The sequence below is a fragment of the Halorubrum salinarum genome (assembly GCF_013267195.1).
In the GTDB taxonomy this organism is placed as follows: domain Archaea; phylum Halobacteriota; class Halobacteria; order Halobacteriales; family Haloferacaceae; genus Halorubrum; species Halorubrum salinarum.
In genome coordinates, this window is record NZ_CP053942.1 from 191,914 (window position 1) to 215,719 (window position 23,806).

The window sequence follows — 23,806 nt, forward strand, 5'->3', positions numbered from 1 at the left end:
GTATTGTGGTGCGGAGTTCCTACGGGAGATATGCGCGAATTGGATGAGACCGATATGGAGATCCTCTCGCTATTGGCGGAGGACGCCCGTCGCCCGTTCAGCAACATCGGTGAAACCGTCGGCCTCTCCGGACCAGCGGTCTCCGACCGCGTCACGCGGTTACAGGAAGCCGGCGTCATCAACGGGTTCACCGTCGACGTGAACCGTGCACAGCTCCGCGCCGGCGTGCCAGTGTTCGTCCAGTTCGAGAACAGTTCCGATGCCAGCGAAACGCTTCGAGAGCGGCTCAGTGGCGCAGACGGTGTCGAACACCTCTTCGTCACGGCCGAGGGGAAACTCTGGATCTACGGCCGGGCCGAGGGACAGAACGTCCGGCGGTGGATCGACGGCCTGCTCGACGATCTCCCGCCGATCGACTACTCGGTCACGCTTGTCGACGACCTCGAATGGACGCCCTCGCTCGATGGGACCGAGTTCGCCATTACCTGTGCGGAGTGTGGGAATACGGTTGACAGCGAAGGTGAATCCACCCGGATCGACGACGACGTCTATCACTTCTGCTGTGGCTCGTGTCGCGGCCGGTTCGAAGAGCAGTGTCAGCGCCTCAAAGAGGGCGTTTAACGGTTCGGGCCACCGTGCCCAAAGTCTGTTACTCCCGATCAGTTGGTGTCGGGTCGTCTCGTTGTTTCAGGCCGCGTGCGATGAAGACCGTCCCACCGTTCGTATCGCTAATTGAGACGGAATCGAACGTTTCCCGCAGTACCATCTGGACATCGGTATCGACGTTCTAGTTCGTCGTCTATTTCGAGATGGGGACAACAAGTGAATTGAGGACTGTCCACGAGAACGCCTGGAAGGGTTGTGCATCGAGGACAGCGATCCGTCCGCCGTTCTGGAGTACGGAGAACGCCTCTCGGATGGCGGCGTCGGGGTCGGGCATGGCAGTTAACGACATCGCCGCGTAGACGGCGTCGAACGATTCGGGCTCGGTACCGAGCGTCGTCGCGTCACCGCGGACGACGTCGACATTATCCCACCCTTCCTGTCGAACCCGGCTTTTCGCTCGTCCGACCATCCCTGCACTGTAGTCGACACCGACGACGCGACCGGTTTCGCCGACTCGTTTGCGGAGCTCCGCGAACGAGTTCCCTGGGCCACAGCCGAGTTCGAGCACGCTATCGCCCGCTCCGAGCGCTAACGCCTCGGCGCTCCGGTCTCTGAACGATTGCTCTCCACCCAGGAACGCCAGATCGTACAACAGGCTGAACGCTCTGTCATGTCTACTCCACCAGTCGTACAACCGCTGGCCGCGGCGGCGAGCTGTCACAAACACTCACTTCCGGCGTGATCCAGAACTCGTCTCATCCTCGCAGGGCCGTCTCGTCGATGCTGTTGAATTCGCTGGGTCGATCCCGCTCTACTGCGGTCACGATACCGGTATGTCTGTTCCCGTCCGTCGTTTCTGCGCTCGACAAACCGTGAACGAGTGCCCGTGCGTCATTTGAGAGATAATCTATGGCGGGAGTCATCACGACACGCCGTTGGATACCGCGACGTATTGACGTTCTGCCTCGGGATTCCCACTGGCTACACCTCTTGTAATCCAGAACCGACCGTCCTATAGCCAACTACAACGACTAGCTGGCTGGTGTGGCGATTCGCTTTCGATTCTGAATTTTCTAGTCCGGCATACATTGTCTTTGAAACAGAAAACGCACTAAGGGAGGAACCCGTAGTATAGTCCACCATGAGTACGCGAACTGCACACCTCGACATCACGGGGATGTCTTGTGCCAACTGTTCACAGACAGTTGGCGAGGCTCTCGAATCCCTCGACGGGGTGCGCGAAGCGAACGTCAACTTCGCCACCGACGAAGGGAGTATCGAGTACGACTCCGAGGAGGTAACACTGCGAGAAATTTACGACGCCATCGAGGACGCCGGCTATGGTGCCGTCTCGGAGACAGTGACAATCGCTATCTCCGATATGACGTGTGCCAACTGCGCGGACACCAACGAGACCGCCCTCGAAGCCGTCCCCGGCGTCGTCGACGCCGAGGTGAACTACGCGACTGACGAGGCACAGGTCACCTACAACCCTGCGGACGCGGACCGAGAAGCGATGTACGACGCCATCGAGGACGCCGGCTACTCACCCGTACGCGAAGACGGCGATGAGGAGTCAAGCGGAGACGCCCGCGACGCCGCCCGCCAGGCCGAGAGCCGCAAACAGCTCCGGCTCACGCTGTTCGGCGCCGCGCTGTCCGCGCCCCTCCTCTTTTTCATGGTCGACAAGCTGCTGCTCGGTGGCGCGGTGGTGCCCGACCGCATCTTCGGCGTCAGAGCCGTATGGGCCCAGTTTGCGCTCGCGACGCCGGTTCAGGTCGTGCTCGGCCGACCGTTCTACGTGAACTCCTACAAGGCGCTCGTCACGAACGGCCGCGCCAACATGGACGTGCTGATCGCCCTCGGCTCGACGACGGCGTACGTCTACTCGGTCGCCGTCCTCCTCAACCTGGTCGCCGGGAGCGTCTACTTCGACACGGCGGCGCTCATCCTCGTCTTCATCACCCTCGGGAACTACCTCGAAGCTCGCTCGAAGGGGCAAGCTGGCGAGGCGCTCCGGAAACTGCTGGAGATGGAGGCTGAGACGGCCACCGTCGTCGACGACAAGGGGAACGAGGAGGAGATTCCGCTCGAGGACGTCGAGGTCGGCGACCGGATGAAGGTCCGGCCTGGCGAGCAGATCCCCACGGACGGCGTGGTCGTCGACGGCCAGTCGGCGGTCGACGAGTCGATGGTCACCGGCGAGTCCGTCCCCGTCGAGAAAGAGGAAGGTGACGAGGTCGTCGGCTCGACCATCAACGAGAATGGCGTGCTCGTCGTGGAGGCAACGAAGGTCGGCTCCGACACTGCGCTCCAACAAATCGTCCAGACAGTGAAGGAAGCCCAGTCGCGTCAGCCCGACATCCAGAACCTCGCCGACCGCATCTCGGCGTATTTCGTCCCGGCGGTCATCGTCAACGCCGTCTTCTGGGCCGTCGTCTGGTTTGCCTTCCCTGAGGTGCTCGCTGGATTTGTCAACTGGCTCCCGGCGTGGGGACTCGTCGCCGGTGGCCCGGCGATCGCCGGCGGGACAATCACCGTCTTCGAGTTCGCCATCGTCGTCTTTGCCTCGGCGGTGCTGATCGCCTGTCCCTGTGCGCTGGGACTCGCGACGCCGGCGGCAACGATGGTCGGCACGACTATCGGCGCACAGAACGGCGTTCTGTTCAAGGGCGGCGACATCCTCGAACGCGCCAAAGATGTCGACACGGTCATCTTCGACAAGACCGGCACGCTCACCGAGGGCGCGATGGAGCTGACCGACGTGGTCATCTTCGACGCTGACGGGCAAGCAATCACGGACGGAGGCGACACAGCCGCCGATGGTGGACAACTGGCGGCCCGAGATCGGCTTTCAGAAGACGACGTCCTCCGGCTCGCAGCGACCGCCGAGAGCGGGAGCGAGCACCCACTCGCCCGTGCCATCGTCGACGGAGCGAAAGAGCGCGGCATCGATGTCACCGACCCGGACGACTTCGAGAACGTGCCTGGCCACGGCATCCGTGCTACGGTGGGTGAGAACGATGTCCTAGTGGGGAATCGGAAACTGCTTCGGGACAACGGCATCGACCCCGAGCCGGCCGCAGAGACGATGGAACGCTTCGAGAACGAAGGGAAGACCGCGATGTTAGTGGCCTACGAGGGCGAACTCGTGGGGGTGGTCGCCGACGCTGACACGGTCAAGGAAAGCGCAAAAGATGCCGTGAGCCAGCTCACAGAGCGCGGCGTCGGCGTAATGATGATCACCGGCGACAACGAGCGGACCGCCCGCGCGGTCGCCGGGCAGGTGGGCATCGACGCCGAGAACGTCCGCGCAGAGGTTCTTCCCGAGGACAAGTCCGACGCCGTCGAATCCATCCAGGACGGGGGGCGGCAGGCGATGATGGTCGGGGACGGCGTCAATGACGCCCCCGCACTCGCAGTGGCCTACGTCGGCACCGCAATCGGCTCGGGCACCGACGTCGCCATCGAGGCCGCGGACGTGACGTTGATGCGCGACGACCCCCTCGATGTCGTGAAGGCAATCCGTATCTCCGATGCGACGCTCCAGAAGGTCAAGCAGAACCTCGTGTGGGCGCTGGGGTACAATACCGCGATGATCCCGCTGGCGTCGCTTGGGCTCCTCCAGCCCGTCCTCGCCGCGGGTGCGATGGCGTTCTCCAGCGTCTCAGTGTTGACGAACAGCCTGCTGTTCCGGCGGTACGGCCCCGATCACGACTACGAACTGTTCGGTCGGCTTCGCTGACCGCGAACGTTTCCGGACAGTGTGCGCGCACCCCCGCCGGAACAGCCGACACCAACTCGACGGACTCCGCGCCTGCTACCTCGCGGACGCCCTCGCCGACGCGTCGCTCGAACAGCGGGACCGATCGAAGAGCACGACATGACGGCTGGAGGTGAGTGAGTCGTGGAGTACCGTCAGCGGACCGTCGAAACCGTTCTTCGGGGGAGGGTGTTCAGATAAGGATGAAAGGGTGAGGCGGTGCGTTTTCAAGGTGTTCTATGCCCGAAAACGACCGCCTCAGCGGCTTTTTAGACGAGATCAATTTAGACTTTGTGGAGCAAGAGGCAACACCGTGACTGTTGATGAAGCTCAGTATCCAACTCCATTTAGCTGGGATCCCACTTTCGAATAATGTTTCATTTATTGAGGTATTCGGTGTTAATCGGGTTCGCTCTACCATTCACAACTGGGTTCACAAAGCCGATCTACAGCCGGAATCTGGCCGGTGCCCGAATCACATTGCGGGCGATGAGATCGTGATTCGATTTGAAGATGAACAGTATTGGCTGTACGCTGCCGTCAATCCGAAAAGAACGATCTGCTCTATACACAGCTTGAGCTACCGATAAACAACGCTCTCGCAGATCAGTTTTTCGCTGATCTCCGTGACAAACACGATGTCGATGACACAACTGTTCTCGTCGATGGATCAGCCTCACTTCATCGAGCCTGTCGCAAACACGGCCTCGATTTTAGATACGAACGACATGGAAATCGGAACAGCGTCGAACATGTCTTTTGTGATATAGAACGTCGAACTATCTGTTTCTCAAACTTTTTCAGCAACGCCGAAGCAGAAACTGCTGACGAGTGGCTCAGATCGTTTGCTTTCGCATGGAATCAGCTTATCTGAACATTATCGTCAATATGGGGAATGTATATATATATACATATATATGCGAGTTGCCGGTCCACGATAGCGCTATGAGCACGACCGCGTCGTCGACGGGACCGGAGCCCCGTGGTTCCTTGGCGCGGTCCGCCTCGAAGACGGCGAGATAGCCAACGTGAGCCGCGTCCCGGAGCCGTCAACAGACGCCGAGACCGTCCTCGATGTCGACGGCGATGTCGTCTCACCTGGCTTCATCGACACGCACTCAAACTCCGACCTCCAGCTGTTTGCCGACCCTACGCTCGCGCCGAAGGTCCGGCAGGGCATCAAGACGGAGATACTCGGCCAAGACGGGCTCTCGATGGCCCCGATGTACCGGGAGGGCGGTGCCGAAGAATAGCAGGACCAGCTAGCAGGACTGGCCGAGCGGGTCGACCACGAGTGGACGTGGGGCGACGTGGGCGCGTATCTTGATGCCGTTGAGGAGTCGGGCATCGCGCCGAACGTTGGGACACTGGTCGGCCACGGAACAGTGCGGTTCAACGTGATAGGCATGGAAGACGCGGAGCCGACCGACGAACAACTGTCCGAGATGCGAGACCTCGTCGCTGAAGCGATAGACGAGGGGGCGTTCGGGCTGTCGACGGCGCTGGTTATCACGCAGTGTTCGTACGCCACAACCGAAGAAGAGACCGCGCCGGCCGGGGAACTGTCGCCATACGGCTGTCCGTTCGTCGCCCACATCCGCAGCGAGTGGGGGGACATCTGGAACGCCTTGAACGAGTTCGTCAACATCGGCGCGACGGCCGGGGTGCCGGTCCATCTCTCGCACTTCAAACTGGGCGGCCCGCGAGCGGGGTGTCGACTTCTCGGCCGACCAGTACCCCTACACGGCGAGCAACACGCTGCTGTCGCACGTCCTGCCGCCGTGGGTCCACGCCGAGAGGCCCGAGCAGACGGTCGGATACCTTCTTGATCAGCAGGCCCGCGAGCGCATCAGAGCGGAAATCGAACAAGGCCGCATCGAGGGCTGGGACAACCCCGGCGCCTACTCCGGCTGGGAAAACGTCGTCATCGCCTCCGTCGAGAGCGATGTAAACAGTCATGTCGAGGGCGAGTCTGTCGCGGCGCTGGGCCGTCGGTGGGATACCGAGCCGGTCTACGCCGTCTTCGACTTACTGGCCGAGGAGGAACTGAGCGTTAGCGTCATCAACCATTTCATCGACGAGGACGACGTGCGCGACATTCTCGGCTCCGAGCGGATTAACGTCATCACCGACGGGCTCTTTGGCGGGAACCCCCACCCACGGGTCTACGGGGCGTTCCCGCGCGTGCTGGACAAATACGTTCGCGAGGCGGACCTTATGTCGCTGGAGGAGGCCGTCCGGAAGATGACTTCGCTGCCTGCGCGGTCGATGGGGCTGGACACGAAAGGCTTCTTTCGCCCCGGGATGGACGCGGACCTCGTCGTGTTCGACCCGGATATCTTCTCCTCACCGGCGACGTACGACAACCCCAGACAACACCCCAAGGGCATCTACCATGTGCTCGTCGACGGCGAGTTCGTCGTCAGGGACGGCGAGACGACCGGCGCGGCCCCCGCGAGGCGCTCCGGGCGTCGCGTTAGAGTTCGCGTATCGTCTCGCCGTCGGCCTCAATGGCCTCAATGTCGGCCGGCGAGAGCGGGACCTTGACCTCGATCTCGACGAGGTACTCTTCGTTGGCCAATTGGTCGTGTCCGAGCACGGTGTGACACGGGTACGGCTCGTCGAAGGTCTCCCAGTACACCTTCTTGTAGCCGTCGTAGTAGTGTTGGGCCGGGTCGACGATGTGTGTCGTCACCTTCGAGATGTCGTCGTAGCTCTTGTCGATAGCGTCGAGCAGAATCCTGACATTCTCGTAGGCCTTCCGGGCCTGCGTCTCGATGTCGTCGCCGACGACCGTCGAGTCGGCGCCCATGGCGACCTGCCCGGCCATGTAGAAGGTGCCGCCGTCAATTCGCGCGTGGTTGTACCCGATCTCCCGGGCGTCTTTGAGTTCCGGGGGGTTGATGGCGTAACTGGTCACACCCGAACATCATCGATATCGGATAAAAAACGTCACCCTCCAGATGGTGGTCCGAAACCCCTCTCTAACTCGGCGAATCCACGTAGTCGGTCACCCGCGTATATCACGCCGACGCGAGCGATCGAACCGTCTCCGCGAGCACAGCCGTCGCCGCGGTACAGTTGCTCCAGTCGGTCCATTCCCGCGGGGAGTGTGAGTAGCCGTCGTCCGACGGCGTAAAGAGCAGTCCGGCGTCGGTGACGGCGGCGACGTTGGCCGTGTCGTACATCGCTCCAGACGACAGTCGTACCGACTCGACGCTAGTCGCTGTGGCCGCGGCCTCGGCCGCTATGAGAAATCGGTCGCTACAGAGCGTCGTGGCGCTGTCTCGGTACCGCTCTATCGACGTGTTCACGCCCCGATTCCGCTCCAACCGCGTTATGCTGTCCCGACAGCGTTCGACCATCCGCGTCATGTTGTCGTGGTCGACATCCCGGATGTCGAAGTCTAAGTCCACACGTTTGGGGACGATGATTCCGCGCGTTCGGCGCGATAGAGCCCTTCCCGGCAGTCGCCACCGCGGCTTCGCTCGTCTCGGCGCAGTCCCGACCGGCACGTTCCAGATCGGGGACCAACTCCGATGCGGCCGCGAACGCGTCGGTCCGCTCGTCCATCGACGTCGAACCGGCGTGATCAGCCTCGCCGGTGATACGCACCTCGCACTTCGTGATGCCGGTAATCGAGTCGACGATACCGACGCCGGCACCGGTATCCGTTAGCGTTGTACCTTGTTCGACGTAGAGTTTCACCCACGAGTCCCAGCGGCCGGCCTCGACCGTGTCGTCCCAGGCAAAGCCGATACGCTACAGGCTCTCTTCGAGGGAGACGTCGTCGTCGTCCGTGAGCGACAGCGCTCCCGACGCCGTCCGCTGTCCCGCCACCACGGATGACCAGAGAGTTCCGGCACCGAACCGACCGCCCTCTTCCTCAGTGAACGAGACGACCTCAATCGGCCGGTCGGGAGCAACGTCAGCCGACTGTATGGCACGGACGCTCTCCAGTGCCGCGTAGACTCCCAGTGGCCCGTCGAATATTCCGCCTCGCGGCACGGAATCCAGATGGCTACCGGCCGCGATCGGTGCGGCCTCCGGATTACAGCCTCCCGGCGTCCAGCGATCGACGATGTTTCCCACAGGGTCAACAAGGACGGACAGGCCCGCCGCAGTCAGTCTTTCGACGAAGCGCTCTCTGACCTGTCTGTCCGCCTCGCTGCCGGTCAGGACCGTTCGGCCGACGCCCCCGGACGCATCGACCGCCCCGAGCCGCGCGTTCGCCTCGATATCCTCACACAAACGGTCCGCATCAATGTACATATCTCTACGCATCGCCGTCCCGTTTATAAACCCGTGACCACCGTTCAGATGGTCCTGTTTACGACCATCGTACCGGTTCTCTCGACTTAGAAGTGTACAGATGTTGGATAAGCCAGACTCACACTTCGGTGCGGACCGACAGGTGCCAGAACCGACCGAACCAGTTGTCACCGATATCTAGGCGACCATCATGTGGCGTACGTCTCCAGGATATGAAATGTTGCCTCGTGACACTCGTGATACTTGGCGAACTCCAGCCTAACACCACCGACTTACTGGCAAGTCGGCACACTCGGTTAGATTGCTGGGTACTTGATTGGCCGGTCGGCGACATCAATCACCGCCCACGTTCGCGGGTCCCGTTGATTACGAGGGAATCGTCTTCGGTGACAGCCTGTATCGTACACATGACTGTCGGTGTCGTGCTCTCATCCGGTCGAACACGTTGGCCTACATCGAATATGCCCATCACTAGGAGCCGCGCCGGACTCGCGCTCCAGAGCCACCGAGCAGTGCCGTGGCGCGGCGCCCGGCCGCGTTTGAGATCACGTCGATTGATGACCCGATAGATGGATTTCTTTGAAACATCGTGCGCTGTGCGAGGACGACAACGCCGAGGACAACCGCGAGAGCGGTCGCGAGGGGGGCTAGGTGTTAGTAGGCGTCAGTGTCGAACTCGTATAGGCTGAAGGCAGACACGAGTTCACGTCGAAGTTGGCTCGTGACAACCGGTTCAGTGCGGTCAGTCATTGCGAACAGCCCCCCGAATTTCCTGCTCAAGGAGACCTGTATCAGCGAGGATATCCGGATCTTCAATAGGTTCAACTTCATGTATAAGGGCTTGGAGCCGGTCATCTGTAGCTTCGGCATAGAGGTAGAGGTCACGGCACCTGTCGTGGAGGGCACGCAACGTTGATTCGGCAACTGGTGTTCCATCAGCTGCTTCAGTGTAGCTGTAGCCCTGCTCGACACGTTTGAGTGCCCGTCAAATAGTCAGGAACTCGTCGGCGTTGACTTGGAGATAGCCGTCTTCGAGGGTGTCATAGAACCGTTCTCATGGCTATCGACGATTCAGTATTATCGGCTCCGAGCTTGGTGTCTACGGCTTCATAGAAATCACGGTCGCTAAGGTGAACTACGCCAACCGAGCAAGAATAGTCATCATACAGAAATAAAACGCCTATTTTTGAGCAATTTTAAGCACCGTGCACTTGGTGCACAGCTTTATACGACTACATTCCCCTGAAAAGGTAATAAACATAATTGTACCATGTGAAGACTTCTATGACACGCTGATCCTCGACGACGCGCTCACCGATATCCGCCCGCTGGAGGACGCCCGAACCGAGGGCCCTGATCTTGAAGAGTTGCGCGAGCGTGTTGAGCGGCTGGAGGAAGCCACCGATATTGACCTTCACTGACACACACCCTACCTCCTCAACCCCGAGTCGTGCGTACGTGTCGAATTGGCTCTGATGGTACAAAAGCCTGCTAAGTCCCCAGCGTGCGTGAAGAGGTACTGGGGTGGTCAAAGGCCGATGATTCAACAGCGTCATCGAACGCGTGGCTCTGATTGGCCTACCTGCCAAGGACGCACTATCATGGGCGCTCTTGATGGACTGCGGTCCTGCGATTTGCGGGTGCATGGACCAAATTGGGAGTCCACGGTAGAGGTGCTTAGAAAGTCAATTAGTGTTCCTGCTCAGCTAGCGACGACTGTATCAACAATCTCCTACAGAAGAGCGACTGGCACAATCTTCGCTCACTCGAAGATCGCACTCCGCAAGTGGCTGTTCTCGATCTACGCGTTTTTGCGATTTAACACGAGTCTCAGGCAGTTACAATGCGAAATCGAGGTCACCTACAAAACGATCCATAGGCGTGTCGAGCGCTTCGCTGAAGCGCTCGACGCGCCGTCACTCGATCTTCGTGGCCCGGTTGAAATTGACGAGTTCTACGTCTCTGCTGGTCTGAAAGGCCGCGAGAGCGCGACCGGTCGCGCTCTCGCGGCCTCTCTCGACGCGGGCGCGGAACGTATGATCAAGACAAACCGCCCGTATTCGTCCTCGTGGATCGCGGCACCGAGCAGCGGTACGTTGTGCCAGCGAAATCCGCAGACGAATCGACGATCCGGCTCCTGCTGGCTGACCGCCAGCAGGAGCCTTTCACCGTCTATACCGACGGATTTCGTGCGTACGATCCGCTTGATGAAGATGAGCGATTCGACCGCGAATACGTCGTTCACGGAGACGGTGAATACGCCGACGACACGGTCCACGTGAACACTTGCGAGAGCCACGCGTCGCTGGCGCGACGGTGGCTCTCGCCGCATCGAGGCATCTCAAAAGACCGCCTTACACAGTATCTCCGAGCGTTCCAACTCAGACGAGAACTCTACCGCAAACCCGGACGAGAAGCGCTCAAACACGCCGTCAAAGCCACTCTCTGAAATCAACAATGTGCTACACACCTATGAAAGCCTGCTAGCTCAACAAACCACGTCTGCGATACTATATTTTTCGCCGGGATCGATCCGATCTTGATCACGAGAGAGAAACCGCAAGCAGGCACCATGGTGGTTCAGGAACCAGCCGGCAGGCGGTCAGAACGTGAAGGCGACAGCTGTAGCTCACGACCGCTGCGACCGGCCGATGAGGGCCGCCGGCCCGGCGGCCCTCAGGCACTCACCTCTGGTGGATCATACACCTCCTCACGCTCCAGCATGTGGAAGATTGACACGAGCAGTTTTCGCGCCGTTGCGACGATCGCTATCTGATGATTCTTCCGCTGTTTCAATCGAGCGTAAAACCGTCCAAGATACGGATCGTTACACCGGTGAACCGCTGTTTGAACGCACTGAACGAGGATCCAGCGTAATTCTCCACTTCCGCGCTTCGAGATTGATCCTTCCGTCCGCGAGTCCCCTGACTCGTGGACGACCGGATCCAATCCCGCGTAACTCACCACCTGCTTCGCCTCATCGAATCGGTCGATCTCACCGATCTCCGAGGTGATCAGCAGCGACGAGTAGAAACTCACGCCAGGAATTGTCATCAACAGCTGCGTCTCCTCAAGAGACGCAGCAGTTTCTTCGATCAACGATTCGGGTTCCTCGATTTGAGCGGTTAGCTCGTCGATGATCGAGAGGAACGACTCCATCAACTGATCGCCGACAACACCGAGCGAGACATCCTCGCCAGCGAGGATGTCTCGCCCGCTCACACTGAATGGATCCCAGTCGTAGGTGATCCCGTGTTTGTCGAGGAGAGCGTGGACTTCGTTTTTGAAGTCCGTACGTTTCTCAACTAATCGCTTCCGGCCGCGCACGAGTGCGCGGCGCTGTCGGAGCTCTTCGGACGGGACATAACTCTCAGCGATCATGCCGGCTCGGCGAAGTTGCGCGAGCAACTTCGCGTCGAGCCGGTCGTTTTTCACCTCAGCATAGCCGATCGCCTTGGTTTGGCTCGGATCTGCGACAACCACGTCGAGGTGTTCGTCAAGGGCGTCGTAGACCGTATAGTAGTTGCTGGTTGCTTCGATCACCGCTTTGGCTCCGGCGTATTCTTCGGCAACTTCGTCGAGATTCGCGTTTGTGACGCGAATCTCTTCGACAACCTCGGCATCATCGTCCAAAACAGCGACGTGTGATTCGTCCTTGTGAAGGTCGATTCCGAGGTAGTACATGGTGACCTCTGGAGTGGGAGTGCATGGAGTAGAGACACACCTATTCGGGCTTGCCGTCCGTCTGTCCGACAGACAGACGGGCGGCGTCCCATGATGCGGCTTCCTTGGCACGTAGACCAATCAAGAGCACGCGTTCGAAGACGCCTGTGTAGCATCGGCCTTTACCACCCCATTCTTACTCCATGCGCTGGGGACTTAGCAGGCTTTCATCCCATCAAGAGCGTATTATCGGTTGTCGATTTCACCAGAGTCCCGTCTAGGTCATAGTCGTTGCGATCAAAATCATTAGTTCGGACAGATCTAGTCTATATGTGTGGTCAATTATATATTCGGACCTATTAAACACGTACATGTACGAAGCAACCTTTCATATTCGTGGTGGGCTTCTATACGAGGAAGCCACCAGAAATCGCGATGTGAGCATCAAGTTGTGGTGTAACAACCACTGCGATTTGCTTCAAGTCCAGGGGGATGTCACCGACGAAATCCGCGACGAAATCGCAAAAACGGTCGGGATCAAACACTCCAGCCACGGGCAACCTGAAATCAAGGAGACAGTCGCCGGCAACGGCGAAGAGATTATTATCACGTCCGAGTGTCTCCGCCCACACACCGAGAATAACATCGAGAGCTACCTCGCCAAACACGACTGTCTCTTACTCCCTCCGCTGCGGTACGAGCGAGGCGGTAAGGTCGTCCGGGTCGTCACGCTTGACCCAGAGAATATGACGCGGTTCTACCAAGATATTCAGGAGTCTTTTCGCGTCGAAGTCCAGTCCAAACGTAGAATCGACTCGATTTCACAGGACCAGCCGATACTTTCTGTCGGCTCGCTCGTCGCTGGCCTCTCCAAGCGACAGGAGGAGGCGATTCTGCTGGCGTGGGAAGCCGGCTACTACGAAATCCCCCGCGAGACGACGACTAAAGAACTTGCCGGCCGCATGGACATCGACCGCCGGACGTTTGAGGAACATCTCCGCCTCGCCGAACACAAATTCATCGGCACGCTCGTCGAACGCGTTCTTAATGGGCGAAAATATAGTTGAGCCCTCTGAGTACTATTACTTGGCGGTCTGTCGCCCACTCCGCCTTGCCCGTCCCTATCGGCGTGTACATTAGGTTCTCCCATTCGATCCACGGTCCGTGGTAATTCTGTACGGGCTCGAAATCCAGGATTTTGTGTAACAGAACCACTCGATCGACGACCGATCGCCGAGGCGACAGTAGGTCACCATCGACTCCTTGGTGTCGAGACCGGGCTCGGTATATAAATCTTGTAGTTCTGCCGGGATCTTACAGGTGCCATCCGCATTGTGTACTTTCGGCATCGGAACGTTCGTCGCCCGCGAGATGTGCCCGGCTCGCTGTGCCGTCGGTTCGACCCCCTCAGTGCGATTACGTCGCCTTCGAACTCCTGTGGCGTGCGGCCATCAAGTAACGCCGCGTCTGCGCCGGCTACGGCTTCGGCGTCGTTATTGTACGCTCGAATCGACTCGTCAGGTTTGCCCGTGGTGTATTCCTAGACAGTGAACGATGAGACGTCGGTCGTCGTCGGGTAGTCGTTTTCGAGTACTGCTTGCCACCGTTGAGTACTCGCACGTCGTCATGCCCGTGGTAGCTACACCCAGCAGGCGAATATTCCGTACCAGTTGGGGACGCGACCGTTGCCACAGATAACAAGGATCGTTTCCTTGGTGATCCCCGCCTCGCCGTTGACCTTGGATAACCCTGATTTGTCGACGGTATTTCGGCGTGTTCCGTCGGTGACACCACTCGGGTCACAGTCCATCTGGCACGCAAGCGAGACGATTGCTCGCCCGCGTTCGGAGAGCACGGAGAGGTAGCCCATGCTGAGTGCGGTGATTGTCTCCGCTAGCGCGTCATCATACTGGACGTACCCGATACGAGGCATTCGTCTCTATGATCACACGGCACGTAGTGACTGAGTGTCCCACGCATGGAGGTGGGATTTTACGCGTGTGTAGAAGCGTCGACAGCCTCGCTCACCGCCCGCCAACTCCTCGACTAGTTCGTGATACTGCCAAGTTAAAAAATCCCCCTCCATTCGGTGGCAATTCATTATTTGGCTTGTGTGCGCAACAATTACACATGAGTCAGGAAGAACTCAAACCGGAACGTGACACACCGAGCGCAGAGTGGCGCTCGTACCAAGGTGCACCGACCGGCACCGAAATTGAGTGCGAGGGCTGGCAACAGGAAGCCGCTCTGCGTATGCTCAACAACAACCTCGACCCCGAAGTCGCCGAAGACCCCGAAGACCTCGTCGTCTACGGTGGGGCGGGACGCGCGGCCCGTTCTTGGGACGCCTATGATGCGATTCTCTCGGAACTGCGCGACCTCGGTGACGAGGAGACGCTGCTCATCCAATCCGGCAAACCCGTCGGGCGCTTCCCGACGCACGAGCGCGCTCCGCGGGTGCTCATTGCGAACTCGAACCTCGTCGGAAACTGGGACGACTGGGAACACTTCCACGAACTCGAAGCAGAGGGGAAAATTATGTACGGGCAGATGACCGCCGGTTCCTGGGCCTACATTGGTACCCAGGGTATTCTCCAAGGCACCTACGAAACCCTCGCCGAACTCGCCAGACAGGAGTACGACGGCAACCTCCGTGGCAACACCGTCGTCACCTCGGGGCTCGGCGGAATGAGCGGTGCGCAACCGCTTGCGGTCACGATGAACTACGGCGTGTGTATCGTCGCCGAGTTAGATGAAGAGCGTATCGACCGTCGCATCGAGACGGGTTACTGTATGGAGAAAGCGGAGACCCTAGACGAAGCACTAGGGCGAGCCGAAGAGGCGGCCGAGGCGGGCGAACCCTACAGCGTCGGCGTCCATATGAACGCGGCCGAGATGCTCGAAGGGATGCTCGAACGCAACTTTGTGCCTGATGTCGTCACCGACCAAACGAGCGCGCATGACGTGATAGAAGGCTACTATCCGTCCGGCTACACGACCGACGAGGCGGACGAATTCCGGGAAAAAGATCCTGAGGCCTACCGCGAGGAGAGTCTCGAGACGATGGAACGCCATCTCGATGCGATTCTGACAATGCAAGACCGCGGTGCCGTTGCTTTCGAGTACGGCAACAACATTCGCGGCCAAGTACAGGAACAGTGTGGCCGGGACGACGCCTTCGACTTCCCGGGATTCGTCCCCGCCTATATCCGCCCGCAGTTCTGTCGAGGCAGAGGCCCGTTCCGCTGGGCGGCGCTTTCAGGCGACCCGGCAGATATCCATCGCACCGACGAGGCGATTCTCGAACTGTTTCCCGAGAAGGAGCGTCTCGAACGGTGGATCGAACTCGCCCAAGACCAGGTACAGTTCCAAGGGCTGCCGAGTCGCGTCTGCTGGCTCGGCTACAACACCGACAGCGAGGGCGACGACACTGACGAAGCCCTGACCGAACGCGCTCGGTTTGCGCTCCGTATCAACGAACTCGTCGCCGACGGCGAGATCTCGGCACCCGTTGTCGTCACGCGCGACCACCTCGATGCGGGGAGCGTCGCTAGTCCCTTCCGGGAGACGGAGGATATGAAAGACGGGACGGGCGCGGTCGCCGACTGGCCGATTCTCAACGCCCTACTCAACTGTGCTGCCGGTGCAGATATTGTCAGTGTCCACGACGGCGGCGGCGTTGGTATCGGCAACTCGCTACACACGAACAACCACGTCGTCCTCGACGGGTCGGAGATGGCCGCAGAGAAGGCCAGTCGGGTCTTCACGACCGACCCGGGAATGGGTGTCATCCGACACGCGGATGCCGGGTACGAGGAGGCGCTCGCCGAGGCCGGCGAGTCTGACGTTCCCATTCCGATGCGAGACGCCACTGATAGTACATAACTATTCAGGTTCGTGATTTTGGTTTCTAAATTCTTCGACTGAATCATTAGCGGCTGGTTGTAAAAAAGTCACATTAACTCGTCCAACAGCATCAAAATCGCGCAATTTATAGACAAGAGTTCGAATCTGATCAGCAGGTCCTGAGCAAAAAATCGTTTCTAAACACCACTCACCATGATGCATGTGGTGGGTAGTTGCGATGACATCACTGTATTCGTGTTGTACTGTATGGAGCTCACCGATAACTAATGTATGCTCGTAATCAAACGAGATAGTGGCGATTACTTCACCTCCAATCTGCCTAAGCGAAGTATGTCTCTCGATATACTCTTGGATAGCTTCCCGTCCGGCCCGAGAACGTGACTCAAGACCCTGCTCCTGCCAGGTTTCGTCGAATGAGTCAACAATTTCTTCTGGGATATTAAGACTTGTTCGCATGAATTGGTTATTATTTGCCGGGGGTCTTAATTGTAGAACATTCGAACTACTGACCGCCTCTCGGTTAACTTAACACCACGTTTGATCCCTGCGATTCGGTTCTCAGTAATATTACTGTCGCTCTTATGTAGCACATTGTTGATGGACTGCTGTCTTGCGATTTTGGTCAGTCCCAGATAAACTCTATTTAGCTTAGAGAGACGTTCAGATCGGTGGTTGTGGTTACTCGTGAGGAATACACCGACCGTATCAACAATCTCCTACAGAAGAGCGTATTACTGTAAAACACGTGGTTCAGATGAGACCACCGATGAAGAGGAACCCCATGACGACCAGCACAAATGCGGTAATTACTGGCAGGTAGCTCCTATACTCTTTTACGGTGTCCTCGAAACGCTCGAACCCGGCAACGAGCAGCAAGGTCATCGATACGCACATGATCAGCACCGCCATCGCGTACACGAACATAAGTTCGAGGCAGTGAAGAGAACCCGTACAGATGGCGATCATCTCGATCTCCTCGTTGTGTGCGAACCCGAGAATGAACGCGAATGCAGTGATTCCCCAGAGACCCCGCTCGTCGGCTCTCTCTTCTAGCGATTGATCGTGTGCGTGTGTATCGTCACCGAGGAATGGGATGAACATCTTGACCTTGGAGAATAAGCCGTCGTTGTCCGATTCGCCGTGACCGTCGTGGTCGTGTCCACCCTCGCCGTGGTCGTGTCCACCCTCGCCGTGGTCGTGTCCACCCTCGCCGTGGTCGTGTCCACCCTCGCCGTGGTCGTGTCCACCCTCGCCGTGGTCGTGTCCACCCTCGCCGTGGTCGTGCGAGTGCCCACCGCGCATGTACTCACGGATGCCTAGGATGACCAGAATGACCCCGGCGACCTGCGACATGTAGGGAATTTGGGTCAGGTCGAAATAATTCAACGCCCAGAAGTATGCGACGACCACAAAGATACTACTGACGAGGTGACCGAATCCAAGAATGAACCCAGAAATAAAACCGTGTAGGTAACTCCGCTCTTGATTGAGCGAGTACATCGCCGCAACTGGCCACCCGTGATCAGGGAGGATACCGTGGACGGTGCCAAGTACGATAGCCCCGACAAACAACCAGATCAAGCCACCCCCCGTGAATTGCTCCATCCCGAACCCTAACGCTGCTATTTGTACCGATTCTGGCATCATACAAATCCTGCTTATGTTACTGCTTGTAAAATAGTTGTTATGATAGTTATCCAGCTACCGTAATAATACATGGAGCAGCCTGTACAAGGGCATTCAACAGAAGTCCCCCTAGTCGAATATTGCTACACGTGTAGAAAACTAGTTTCTTTCCGGCTTCCGATAGTATCGTCCGTCCCTCTTGAGTTCAAACTGATACGTGCTTAGATCCCAATCAATGTGCTGTGTTGACTCGATGGAAACGCTGCTACCCTATAGGAGAGCGTGAAACAAGACATGGGGCGCAAGAGGCCGACCGCTATTCCGTGCCTCAGAGCACGTCATGTTGACTGGTCCGCGTGCGAAAGGAGCCGAGTCATGGGCGCTACAGCCCGGATGCCGCGCCCCGCGGCATCCGGGAAAGCCCAATAGGTGAATCTCTGCTTCACGCACTGGCGTCCCGGGTGAACAAGCTATGTACCTCGGAATCGACGTCCACAAACGGTACGCACAGGTGGCAGTGATGGATGAGGCTGGGAGGATCGTCGAAGAGGTTCGCGTCGAAAACGCGAACCTCGACGAGCTCGCCCAGCGGTACGCCGGCGCACAAGCCGTGCTTGAGGCAACCTCCAACTACTACCACATCCACGATATGCTGTCGGAACACTTGGATGTGACCGTTGCTCATCCCAAAAAGATCAACCAGATCGCAGACACCGACAAGAAAACCGACCGCGTTGACGCGAAAGAACTCGCGCGGATGCTCCGGTTAAATTCGGTGCCTGAGAGCTACGTTCCGACCGAGGAGGTCAGGGAAGCCCGCGCACTCGTGCGCGGGCGACAGACCTTGGTCGAAAACCGAACCAAGTACGCCAACAAGGTCCATGGACTCCTCTCCGATCACGGCATCACCGAGGACGTGAAACCGCTAACCGTGGAGGGACGAGAGTCCCTGCGGGGACTCTCGATCCCGACGCCATTCGACACGTTGCTTGAGTCATACCTCGACCTGATCGAGTCGCTCACCGAGGAGATTCAGAAGCTTGATAAGACGATTGAAGAATGCGCTGGGTCTCTGAAGGAGACCCAGCTGCTGATGACGATCCCTGGGGTGAGCTACTACACGGCGCTGACGATCTGCGCGGAATTAGGTGGGATCGACCGATTTGACGGTGACAAGGAGGTCGTCAGTTACGTCGGACTGAACCCGGTGATCCGCGAGTCAGGCGACTCGCGGATCGAAGGGAGCATCTCGAAACGTGGATCAGGGCGTGTACGATGGCTGCTCGTCCAAGCAGCAAACACTGCAGTTCATACGAGTAACGACGAGTATCTGAGCCGGTTTTACGACCGGTTAGCAAGCCGGAAGAACTCACAGAAAGCGATCGTGGCGGCAGCTCGGAAGATGTTGGTGTCGATCTACCACATGCTTGATCGGGGAGAAGCGTACGATCCACCCGGTGTGACCGTATAGACGAAAGACCTGAGGGCCGCCGGTCCGGCGGCCCTCAGTGGCAGCCGAGGCTCTCCGTGAGCGTCAGGTATCGCCAGACAGCGACCGTATCGCAGACACGTTCCGACCGCCTGTCGGTTGTGAGAACAGCAGATCCCCAGACGGCGTAATCATTTTATCGCTAGACGTGGTTTGATCGGCTAGCAGCGTTTCCATAGGTGAATAGCGATCTAATCGACTAGTATCACGGGGTAGAAGGACGAAGCCGAGGAAATCGATTCTGTCCATGGAAGTCGATCTCCTCGACTTCGTTGAGCAGTGTCGGCACCTAGTCAAACAAGCGTTGGGGAAGCACGCGGGCCATTCGTCTTTAGCTAAGACCGATAGTAATCATTGAAGGGAGAGTTATTACTGATAGTATTGGAAGAGTCGGTTCCAACTGGTGAGACGCTGTTCATGGTGAAATTGGTCGATGAACGACGCTGGGAACCGGCGTTTCCGGCGGTTTAGTGAAATGTACAGACGAGATCTGCCGAAAATCACGGCTGAGTAGTATTACTGTGAGTATTAGCTAAAGACGGATGGCACGCGGGCGAGCCCGCCAGCGGCGGGTTCGCCCGCTGGAAACACGTCGTTCTACACTGTTTTCGGCTCGAAGAAGACCACAGCTACCGCGAAACGCTGAATCGGCTGGAGTACATGGCCGAGATTCGTGACGTACTCGACTTAGATCGGGACGATCTGCCTGACTATAGCACGCTCTACAAGTCGTTTGATCGGCTGAAAATGTGGGCGTGGCGGGCGCTGCTGCGCGTTTCCGCGCAGCAGCACCCGCAGTCCGGCCACGCCGCTCTCGACAGCACGTTCTTCGACCGCCGACGTGCGTCGTCGTACTTCCGCCAGCGAGCTGGACAGACGATACAGACGCTGAAAGTGACGACATTGACTGATGTGGAATCGCTTGCTGTTCTTGATGTTCACATCACAGCTAGATGGAAGCACGACACGAAGACCGGACCGCAGGTCGTCCGCCGAAACGCGGACGACCTACAGTCCGTCGCCGCCGACAACGGCTTCCAAGACTGGCATACTGAGTACGAAATCGCCGCACACGACATCGATTACCTCGTTCATTACCGCGGTTCGTCAGCGAACGCAGCCGCGAACAACGTGCTCAACCGGGCAAAGGGATACTCTCAGCGGTAGATGGCCGAAACATCGTATTCGACAACCAAGCGCTCGCTCGGCGATGCCGTGCGAGCGCTGGGCTGGTATCGGCAGTTCCGTAAAATCGTCTTGATGTTCGCCATCACCAACATAGAACCACTGTGTGAGCCGTTGTAACCGTGACTCAGTACCTATTCAACACAGCAGTTTGTTCCTCGTTCTGACCGGAGCTACCCGTTATCAAGGTCGAAAAGCATCGAGTAAATTTCCCCAGCATCCACCTCAGCGAGCGCCTCAACCCCGAAATGTACGAGTAGCAGGTAAAGTGGGAATTCTTTTTGAACTCGCCCTGACCCCCTTTGCGGAGCCGCAACTGAGACTCAAGATAGATGTCCTCCATCTCCCCGAATATCTCATCCGGGATGTAGATCGTCCGGCCGTCCCGTTCGTCTTTGATGATCGCCTTCATCTCCTCCGTTTCGGTCGTCGAGCGGGTTTCCTGCGTTCCGTTCGCTTCATTCACTTCTGAGGAGTCACTCTCCTCACCATCATCTCCGTAGTTCCCCTCGATGCCAGAGGCATCTACCCAAGCGTCAGTCTGCTTCTAACTCTGTAGCCCCGGTCTTCTCGAACGTTTCGTCAAACAGGTCGACGATCTCGTTGAACAGGTCGCGTGTATCCTCGACGCGCTAGTTCTCCTTGCCAAAGCCGCAGACGACACTCCTTCGCCGATCGACTGAAAGATGTTGGTTCGCTTTGAGATCTCGAACACTAGGAGAGAGTACGCCGACTTATACTGACGGCTAAAAATTCATAGAACTTGAGGGACAAGGATCAGTATGGCGACGTTAGAGAACGTCTCTGTCGAAGACCTCCGCCAGATCCTGGCGGAGGTCGATGACGCCGACGCGACAAAGCGGCTCATGGCGGCGATCACCTACAAGGAAATAGACGAACTCACGCAGACAGAAGCCGCCCAACTCTACGGATTTTCCAGTAGTTGGGCCTCGGAATGGTTCAACCGACTCGAACGGCTCGCCGACGAGCCGTTCGAGGAGGTCGTCTACGACAAACCACGTGAGGGTAGACCCTCCGAACTCTCCGACGAAGAGCACGAGCAGTTCGTCGAGGCACTTCATCAATCTCCCGAGGAAGCCGGATTCGACGCACCCGCATGGTCTGTGCCACTCGCGCGTCACTACCTCATCGAAGAATTCGGCGTCGAGTTCTGTGAACGCCACGTCCGACGGTTGATCTCTGAGGCCGGGCTGTCCTGGAAGACAGCCCGGCCGGAGTATTACAAATCCGACGAACGCGCACAGGAAGCCTGGCAGGAAGGCTTCAAAAAAAGCGCGACGACCTGGACGCCGAATACACGATCCTCGCAATAGATCAGACGCGGCAGGTTCTCTCGACACTGATCTATGCGTGGTTTCCAGAGGGGGAGCGCCCGTCACTGCCGGTGACGGGCGCGTGGGACAGCATCAAACTACTCGGTGCAGTCAGCGATACCGGCGAGACGTTCTTTCTGCCGTCTTCGGAAAACTTCAACAGCGACACGACGATCCGTTTACTGGACGCACCCCAAACCGAGTTCGGCGAGAAAATCTGCGTCGTCTTGGACAACGCGTCGTATTTCACAGCGAATGCAGTGCAGAAATTCGCCGAAGGATCACCGATCGAACTATGCTATCTTCCGCGGGGTTCACGGGAGCTGAACCCCGCGGAAGACTGCTGGAAACAACTCAATCAAGAACTTGGAAACCGTCTCTTCGACACACTGGACGAACTTCGTGATGCTGCGCTCTCCGCGCTCGACAGCATCAAACCACCAGATATTTTGCGTATTTGTGTTCGTGAGTATTAATCTTCTTAATGATGTCTCAGTGTACCTGTTTGAGGGAGTTCCGCTGACACACTCCGCTCTCGATCCCTGTTTCGCTACGCTCTCGCTCGACACTAGATGTATGCCCGCCGGATTGTCCTGAGACGTTCACGTTACAGCACTTCGTCCGCACTGTCGAACTCGTAGGGCCAGTCGCCGACGATCTTGATTCCCTCAACTTTCCCCTCTTCCTCGAACGACTTCGCCACATCAGCATTCATTCGGTGCGGGATCTCGACGTCCTCGCGAGCGAGGTCGGTCACCAGCGCTGTCAGGAGTATGGCTTGCTCGCGGAGATTCCGAGACTCCAGTTTATCGAGCGTGTCGGCAGTCGTGTGCCCGTAGCCGCGCCCCTCCGTGTCGCGGTGGCCCGAGACAAAATACCCCGGGACGCCCCAGCGGACCAGCGGCCACTGGTCGCCGCGGAACCCCTCTTCGGGGAGGATCCGTACGGGGTGGTCGAATCGGTCAGAAACGCGCTCCAGGGCAGCCACCAGTTCGTCGAACGTGTGCGTGAAGGCCTGTAGTGTCCGTCCGCCGACAACGCCGTCGCAGTTGACGATCACCTTCACGTTCTCTGCGTCGGTAACGCTGTCGTGGTACTCCGAGCCGCAGAGACCGACCTCCTCGGCCCCGAACCCGACGAACTCCACACGCGTGTCAAGCACGTCTTCGCGATCGGCGAGGGCGTTCGCAATCTCCACGAGCATCGCTGTCCCCGCCCCGTTGTCGGCTGCCCCCTCCGAGATGTCGTGACTGTCGACGTGGCTGCTGACCAGCACTCGCTCGTCGGTTTCGGGGCCGAGTTCGGCGTGGACGTTCTGGCTCGTCGCGTCGTAGATATCTGCGTCCACCGAGACAGTGACGGTGTCGCCCTGGTACCGTCTGGCGAGACGCGTCCCGACCTCCTTGCTGACGCCGACCGCGGGAATCTCGCCGATCGGCTGGTGCTCTCGACCGACGCTCCCAGTCGGGGCGAGGTCGCCGTCGACGTGATTTCGGAAGACAAAGCCCGCGGCGCCGTTCTCGACGGCGTAGTAGTACTTCTCCGTCCGGTGCGGGAAGCGTTCGTAGTGGGCCGGGGCGTTCGAGGCGACCATGACGAGCTTCCCCTCGACGTCGACGCCCTCGAAGTCCTCGGGGACACCGTAGCCTAGGTCGACGAGTTCGCCGGTGACTTCGCTCGTCGGACTCCGTGGGAGCGCGATGCAGTCCAGTTCCTCGTCGGGCGCGACGATCGAACTGCTCCCTCGCTCCCACCCCTGGAGGTCGAATTCCTCCAGGTGGGCGTTGCGGGCGCCGACCGCCGCGAACGCGTCCCGGGTCGCTTCGGCTCCGCGGCGCTCCCCCGCAGTGCCGGCCATCCGGTTCCCGATGTCGACGAGCCGCTCGAGGTGGTTCCACCCGACGTCGCTACAGAACGTTTCGCCGATCCAGTCTGCCATACGCCTCCCTGTGCGGCGGTGATATAATATGCTGTTATTACGCTGCAGCGGGATCGTACTAA

17 protein-coding genes and 7 pseudogenes are annotated in these 23,806 nt (G+C 58.5%); 13 read left to right on the plus strand and 11 right to left on the minus strand.

All coding sequences use genetic code 11. The features are described from left to right. Nucleotides 1-30: 30 nt before the first annotated feature. Nucleotides 31-621, plus strand: coding sequence for an AsnC family transcriptional regulator (locus tag HPS36_RS15810; RefSeq protein ID WP_173230929.1), 591 nt, complete (start codon nucleotides 31-33; stop codon nucleotides 619-621). Between the two features lie 178 nt (nucleotides 622-799). Here HPS36_RS15810 and HPS36_RS15815 read toward each other — a convergent pair whose 3' ends face one another. After that, nucleotides 800-1,300, minus strand: a complete 501-nt coding sequence (locus tag HPS36_RS15815) for a methyltransferase domain-containing protein (RefSeq protein ID WP_235681770.1) — start codon at nucleotides 1,298-1,300, stop codon at nucleotides 800-802. A 447-nt stretch (nucleotides 1,301-1,747) separates the two neighbouring features. Between HPS36_RS15815 and HPS36_RS15820 the strand changes: the two genes are divergently transcribed. From HPS36_RS15820 to HPS36_RS16945, 5 genes and pseudogenes are all read left to right on the plus strand, one after another. Then, the gene (locus HPS36_RS15820; protein WP_173230930.1) at nucleotides 1,748-4,351 is read left to right on the plus strand and encodes a heavy metal translocating P-type ATPase; all 2,604 of its coding nucleotides are present in this window, start codon (nucleotides 1,748-1,750) and stop codon (nucleotides 4,349-4,351) included. Between the two features lie 257 nt (nucleotides 4,352-4,608). Further along, nucleotides 4,609-5,243 (plus strand): annotated as a pseudogene (locus tag HPS36_RS15825) (IS6 family transposase). A 154-nt stretch (nucleotides 5,244-5,397) separates the two neighbouring features. Next, nucleotides 5,398-5,622, plus strand: a complete 225-nt coding sequence (locus tag HPS36_RS16935) for a hypothetical protein (RefSeq protein ID WP_235681771.1) — start codon at nucleotides 5,398-5,400, stop codon at nucleotides 5,620-5,622. Nucleotides 5,623-5,679: 57 nt separating this feature from the next. Further along, nucleotides 5,680-6,198 carry an amidohydrolase family protein gene (locus tag HPS36_RS16940; protein WP_235681772.1) on the plus strand — a complete coding sequence of 173 codons (519 nt, stop codon included), beginning with the start codon at nucleotides 5,680-5,682 and terminating at the stop codon, nucleotides 6,196-6,198. A gap of 259 nt (nucleotides 6,199-6,457) precedes the next feature. Next, entirely contained in the window at nucleotides 6,458-6,916 is a 459-nt protein-coding gene (locus HPS36_RS16945) for an amidohydrolase family protein (RefSeq protein WP_235681773.1), read from the plus strand. Here the strand turns inward: HPS36_RS16945 and HPS36_RS15835 are convergent. Together HPS36_RS15835 and HPS36_RS15840 are read right to left on the minus strand one after the other, a co-directional pair. After that, nucleotides 6,846-7,289, minus strand: coding sequence for a RidA family protein (locus HPS36_RS15835; RefSeq protein WP_173230931.1), 444 nt, complete (start codon nucleotides 7,287-7,289; stop codon nucleotides 6,846-6,848). The genes HPS36_RS16945 and HPS36_RS15835 overlap by 71 nt on opposite strands. A 103-nt stretch (nucleotides 7,290-7,392) precedes the next feature. Continuing rightward, nucleotides 7,393-8,641, minus strand: a pseudogene (locus HPS36_RS15840) (hydantoinase/carbamoylase family amidase). Between the two features lie 721 nt (nucleotides 8,642-9,362). On the opposite strand from HPS36_RS15840, the gene HPS36_RS15845 reads away from it, so the two are divergent. Beyond that, on the plus strand, nucleotides 9,363-9,557 hold the full coding sequence (locus HPS36_RS15845) for a hypothetical protein (protein ID WP_173230932.1): 195 nt from the start codon (nucleotides 9,363-9,365) through the stop codon (nucleotides 9,555-9,557). 316 nt (nucleotides 9,558-9,873) lie between these two features. On the opposite strand, the gene HPS36_RS15850 is transcribed toward HPS36_RS15845, so the two are convergent. Beyond that, complete coding sequence (locus tag HPS36_RS15850) at nucleotides 9,874-10,065, minus strand: hypothetical protein (protein WP_173230933.1); 192 nt, start codon at nucleotides 10,063-10,065, stop codon at nucleotides 9,874-9,876. Between the two features lie 318 nt (nucleotides 10,066-10,383). Here HPS36_RS15850 and HPS36_RS15855 point away from each other — a divergent pair. Then, nucleotides 10,384-11,090, plus strand: a pseudogene (locus tag HPS36_RS15855) (IS1595 family transposase); the annotation flags it as partial. A gap of 227 nt (nucleotides 11,091-11,317) precedes the next feature. Here HPS36_RS15855 and HPS36_RS15860 read toward each other — a convergent pair. Continuing rightward, nucleotides 11,318-12,325 carry an IS110 family RNA-guided transposase gene (locus HPS36_RS15860; protein ID WP_173230934.1) on the minus strand — a complete coding sequence of 336 codons (1,008 nt, stop codon included), beginning with the start codon at nucleotides 12,323-12,325 and terminating at the stop codon, nucleotides 11,318-11,320. Nucleotides 12,326-12,675: 350 nt separating this feature from the next. Between HPS36_RS15860 and HPS36_RS15865 the strand changes: the two genes are divergently transcribed. After that, complete coding sequence (locus HPS36_RS15865; RefSeq protein WP_173230935.1) at nucleotides 12,676-13,371, plus strand: helix-turn-helix domain-containing protein; 696 nt, start codon at nucleotides 12,676-12,678, stop codon at nucleotides 13,369-13,371. Nucleotides 13,372-13,943: 572 nt separating this feature from the next. Here the strand turns inward: HPS36_RS15865 and HPS36_RS15870 are convergent. Continuing rightward, on the minus strand, nucleotides 13,944-14,174 hold the full coding sequence (locus tag HPS36_RS15870; RefSeq protein ID WP_173230936.1) for a hypothetical protein: 231 nt from the start codon (nucleotides 14,172-14,174) through the stop codon (nucleotides 13,944-13,946). Between the two features lie 260 nt (nucleotides 14,175-14,434). Here HPS36_RS15870 and hutU point away from each other — a divergent pair, with 260 nt between their 5' ends. Next, nucleotides 14,435-16,189: a urocanate hydratase gene (gene hutU / locus HPS36_RS15875; protein ID WP_173230937.1), complete on the plus strand. Its 1,755-nt coding sequence runs from the start codon at nucleotides 14,435-14,437 to the stop codon at nucleotides 16,187-16,189. On the opposite strand, the gene HPS36_RS15880 is transcribed toward hutU, so the two are convergent. Then, entirely contained in the window at nucleotides 16,190-16,627 is a 438-nt protein-coding gene (locus HPS36_RS15880) for a CopG family ribbon-helix-helix protein (protein ID WP_173230938.1), read from the minus strand. Nucleotides 16,628-16,921: 294 nt separating this feature from the next. Continuing rightward, the gene (locus tag HPS36_RS15885) at nucleotides 16,922-17,818 is read right to left on the minus strand and encodes a hypothetical protein (RefSeq protein WP_449405256.1); all 897 of its coding nucleotides are present in this window, start codon (nucleotides 17,816-17,818) and stop codon (nucleotides 16,922-16,924) included. A 451-nt stretch (nucleotides 17,819-18,269) separates the two neighbouring features. Between HPS36_RS15885 and HPS36_RS15890 the strand changes: the two genes are divergently transcribed. Further along, on the plus strand, nucleotides 18,270-19,268 hold the full coding sequence (locus HPS36_RS15890) for an IS110 family RNA-guided transposase (RefSeq protein ID WP_173230939.1): 999 nt from the start codon (nucleotides 18,270-18,272) through the stop codon (nucleotides 19,266-19,268). Between the two features lie 558 nt (nucleotides 19,269-19,826). Beyond that, a pseudogene (locus tag HPS36_RS15895) lies at nucleotides 19,827-20,591 on the plus strand (IS5 family transposase); the annotation flags it as partial. A gap of 53 nt (nucleotides 20,592-20,644) precedes the next feature. On the opposite strand, the pseudogene HPS36_RS15900 reads toward HPS36_RS15895, so the two are convergent. Both HPS36_RS15900 and HPS36_RS16950 read right to left on the minus strand, forming a co-directional pair. Beyond that, nucleotides 20,645-20,985 (minus strand): annotated as a pseudogene (locus HPS36_RS15900) (hypothetical protein). A 22-nt stretch (nucleotides 20,986-21,007) separates the two neighbouring features. Then, a pseudogene (locus HPS36_RS16950) lies at nucleotides 21,008-21,213 on the minus strand (ParA family protein); the annotation flags it as partial. A 40-nt stretch (nucleotides 21,214-21,253) separates the two neighbouring features. Between HPS36_RS16950 and HPS36_RS15905 the strand changes: the two are divergent. Next, a pseudogene (locus HPS36_RS15905) lies at nucleotides 21,254-22,274 on the plus strand (IS630 family transposase). A 138-nt stretch (nucleotides 22,275-22,412) separates the two neighbouring features. Here the strand turns inward: HPS36_RS15905 and HPS36_RS15910 are convergent. After that, complete coding sequence (locus HPS36_RS15910; protein WP_173230941.1) at nucleotides 22,413-23,744, minus strand: M28 family peptidase; 1,332 nt, start codon at nucleotides 23,742-23,744, stop codon at nucleotides 22,413-22,415. Between the last annotated feature and the right edge of the window lie 62 nt (nucleotides 23,745-23,806).

Bases quoted from the DNA above. Each gene is read 5' to 3' on its own strand.
- HPS36_RS15810 (WP_173230929.1), top strand. From the start codon at position 31: ATGCGCGAATTGGATGAGACCGATATGGAGATCCTCTCGCTATTGGCG.
- HPS36_RS15820 (WP_173230930.1), top strand. From the start codon at position 1,748: ATGAGTACGCGAACTGCACACCTCGACATCACGGGGATGTCTTGTGCC.
- HPS36_RS15885 (WP_449405256.1), bottom strand. From the start codon at position 17,818: ATGATGCCAGAATCGGTACAAATAGCAGCGTTAGGGTTCGGGATGGAG.
- HPS36_RS15870 (WP_173230936.1), bottom strand. From the start codon at position 14,174: ATGGGCTACCTCTCCGTGCTCTCCGAACGCGGGCGAGCAATCGTCTCG.
- HPS36_RS15910 (WP_173230941.1), bottom strand. From the start codon at position 23,744: ATGGCAGACTGGATCGGCGAAACGTTCTGTAGCGACGTCGGGTGGAAC.
- hutU (WP_173230937.1), top strand. From the start codon at position 14,435: ATGAGTCAGGAAGAACTCAAACCGGAACGTGACACACCGAGCGCAGAG.
- HPS36_RS15860 (WP_173230934.1), bottom strand. From the start codon at position 12,325: ATGTACTACCTCGGAATCGACCTTCACAAGGACGAATCACACGTCGCT.
- HPS36_RS15865 (WP_173230935.1), top strand. From the start codon at position 12,676: ATGTACGAAGCAACCTTTCATATTCGTGGTGGGCTTCTATACGAGGAA.
- HPS36_RS15890 (WP_173230939.1), top strand. From the start codon at position 18,270: ATGTACCTCGGAATCGACGTCCACAAACGGTACGCACAGGTGGCAGTG.
- HPS36_RS15880 (WP_173230938.1), bottom strand. From the start codon at position 16,627: ATGCGAACAAGTCTTAATATCCCAGAAGAAATTGTTGACTCATTCGAC.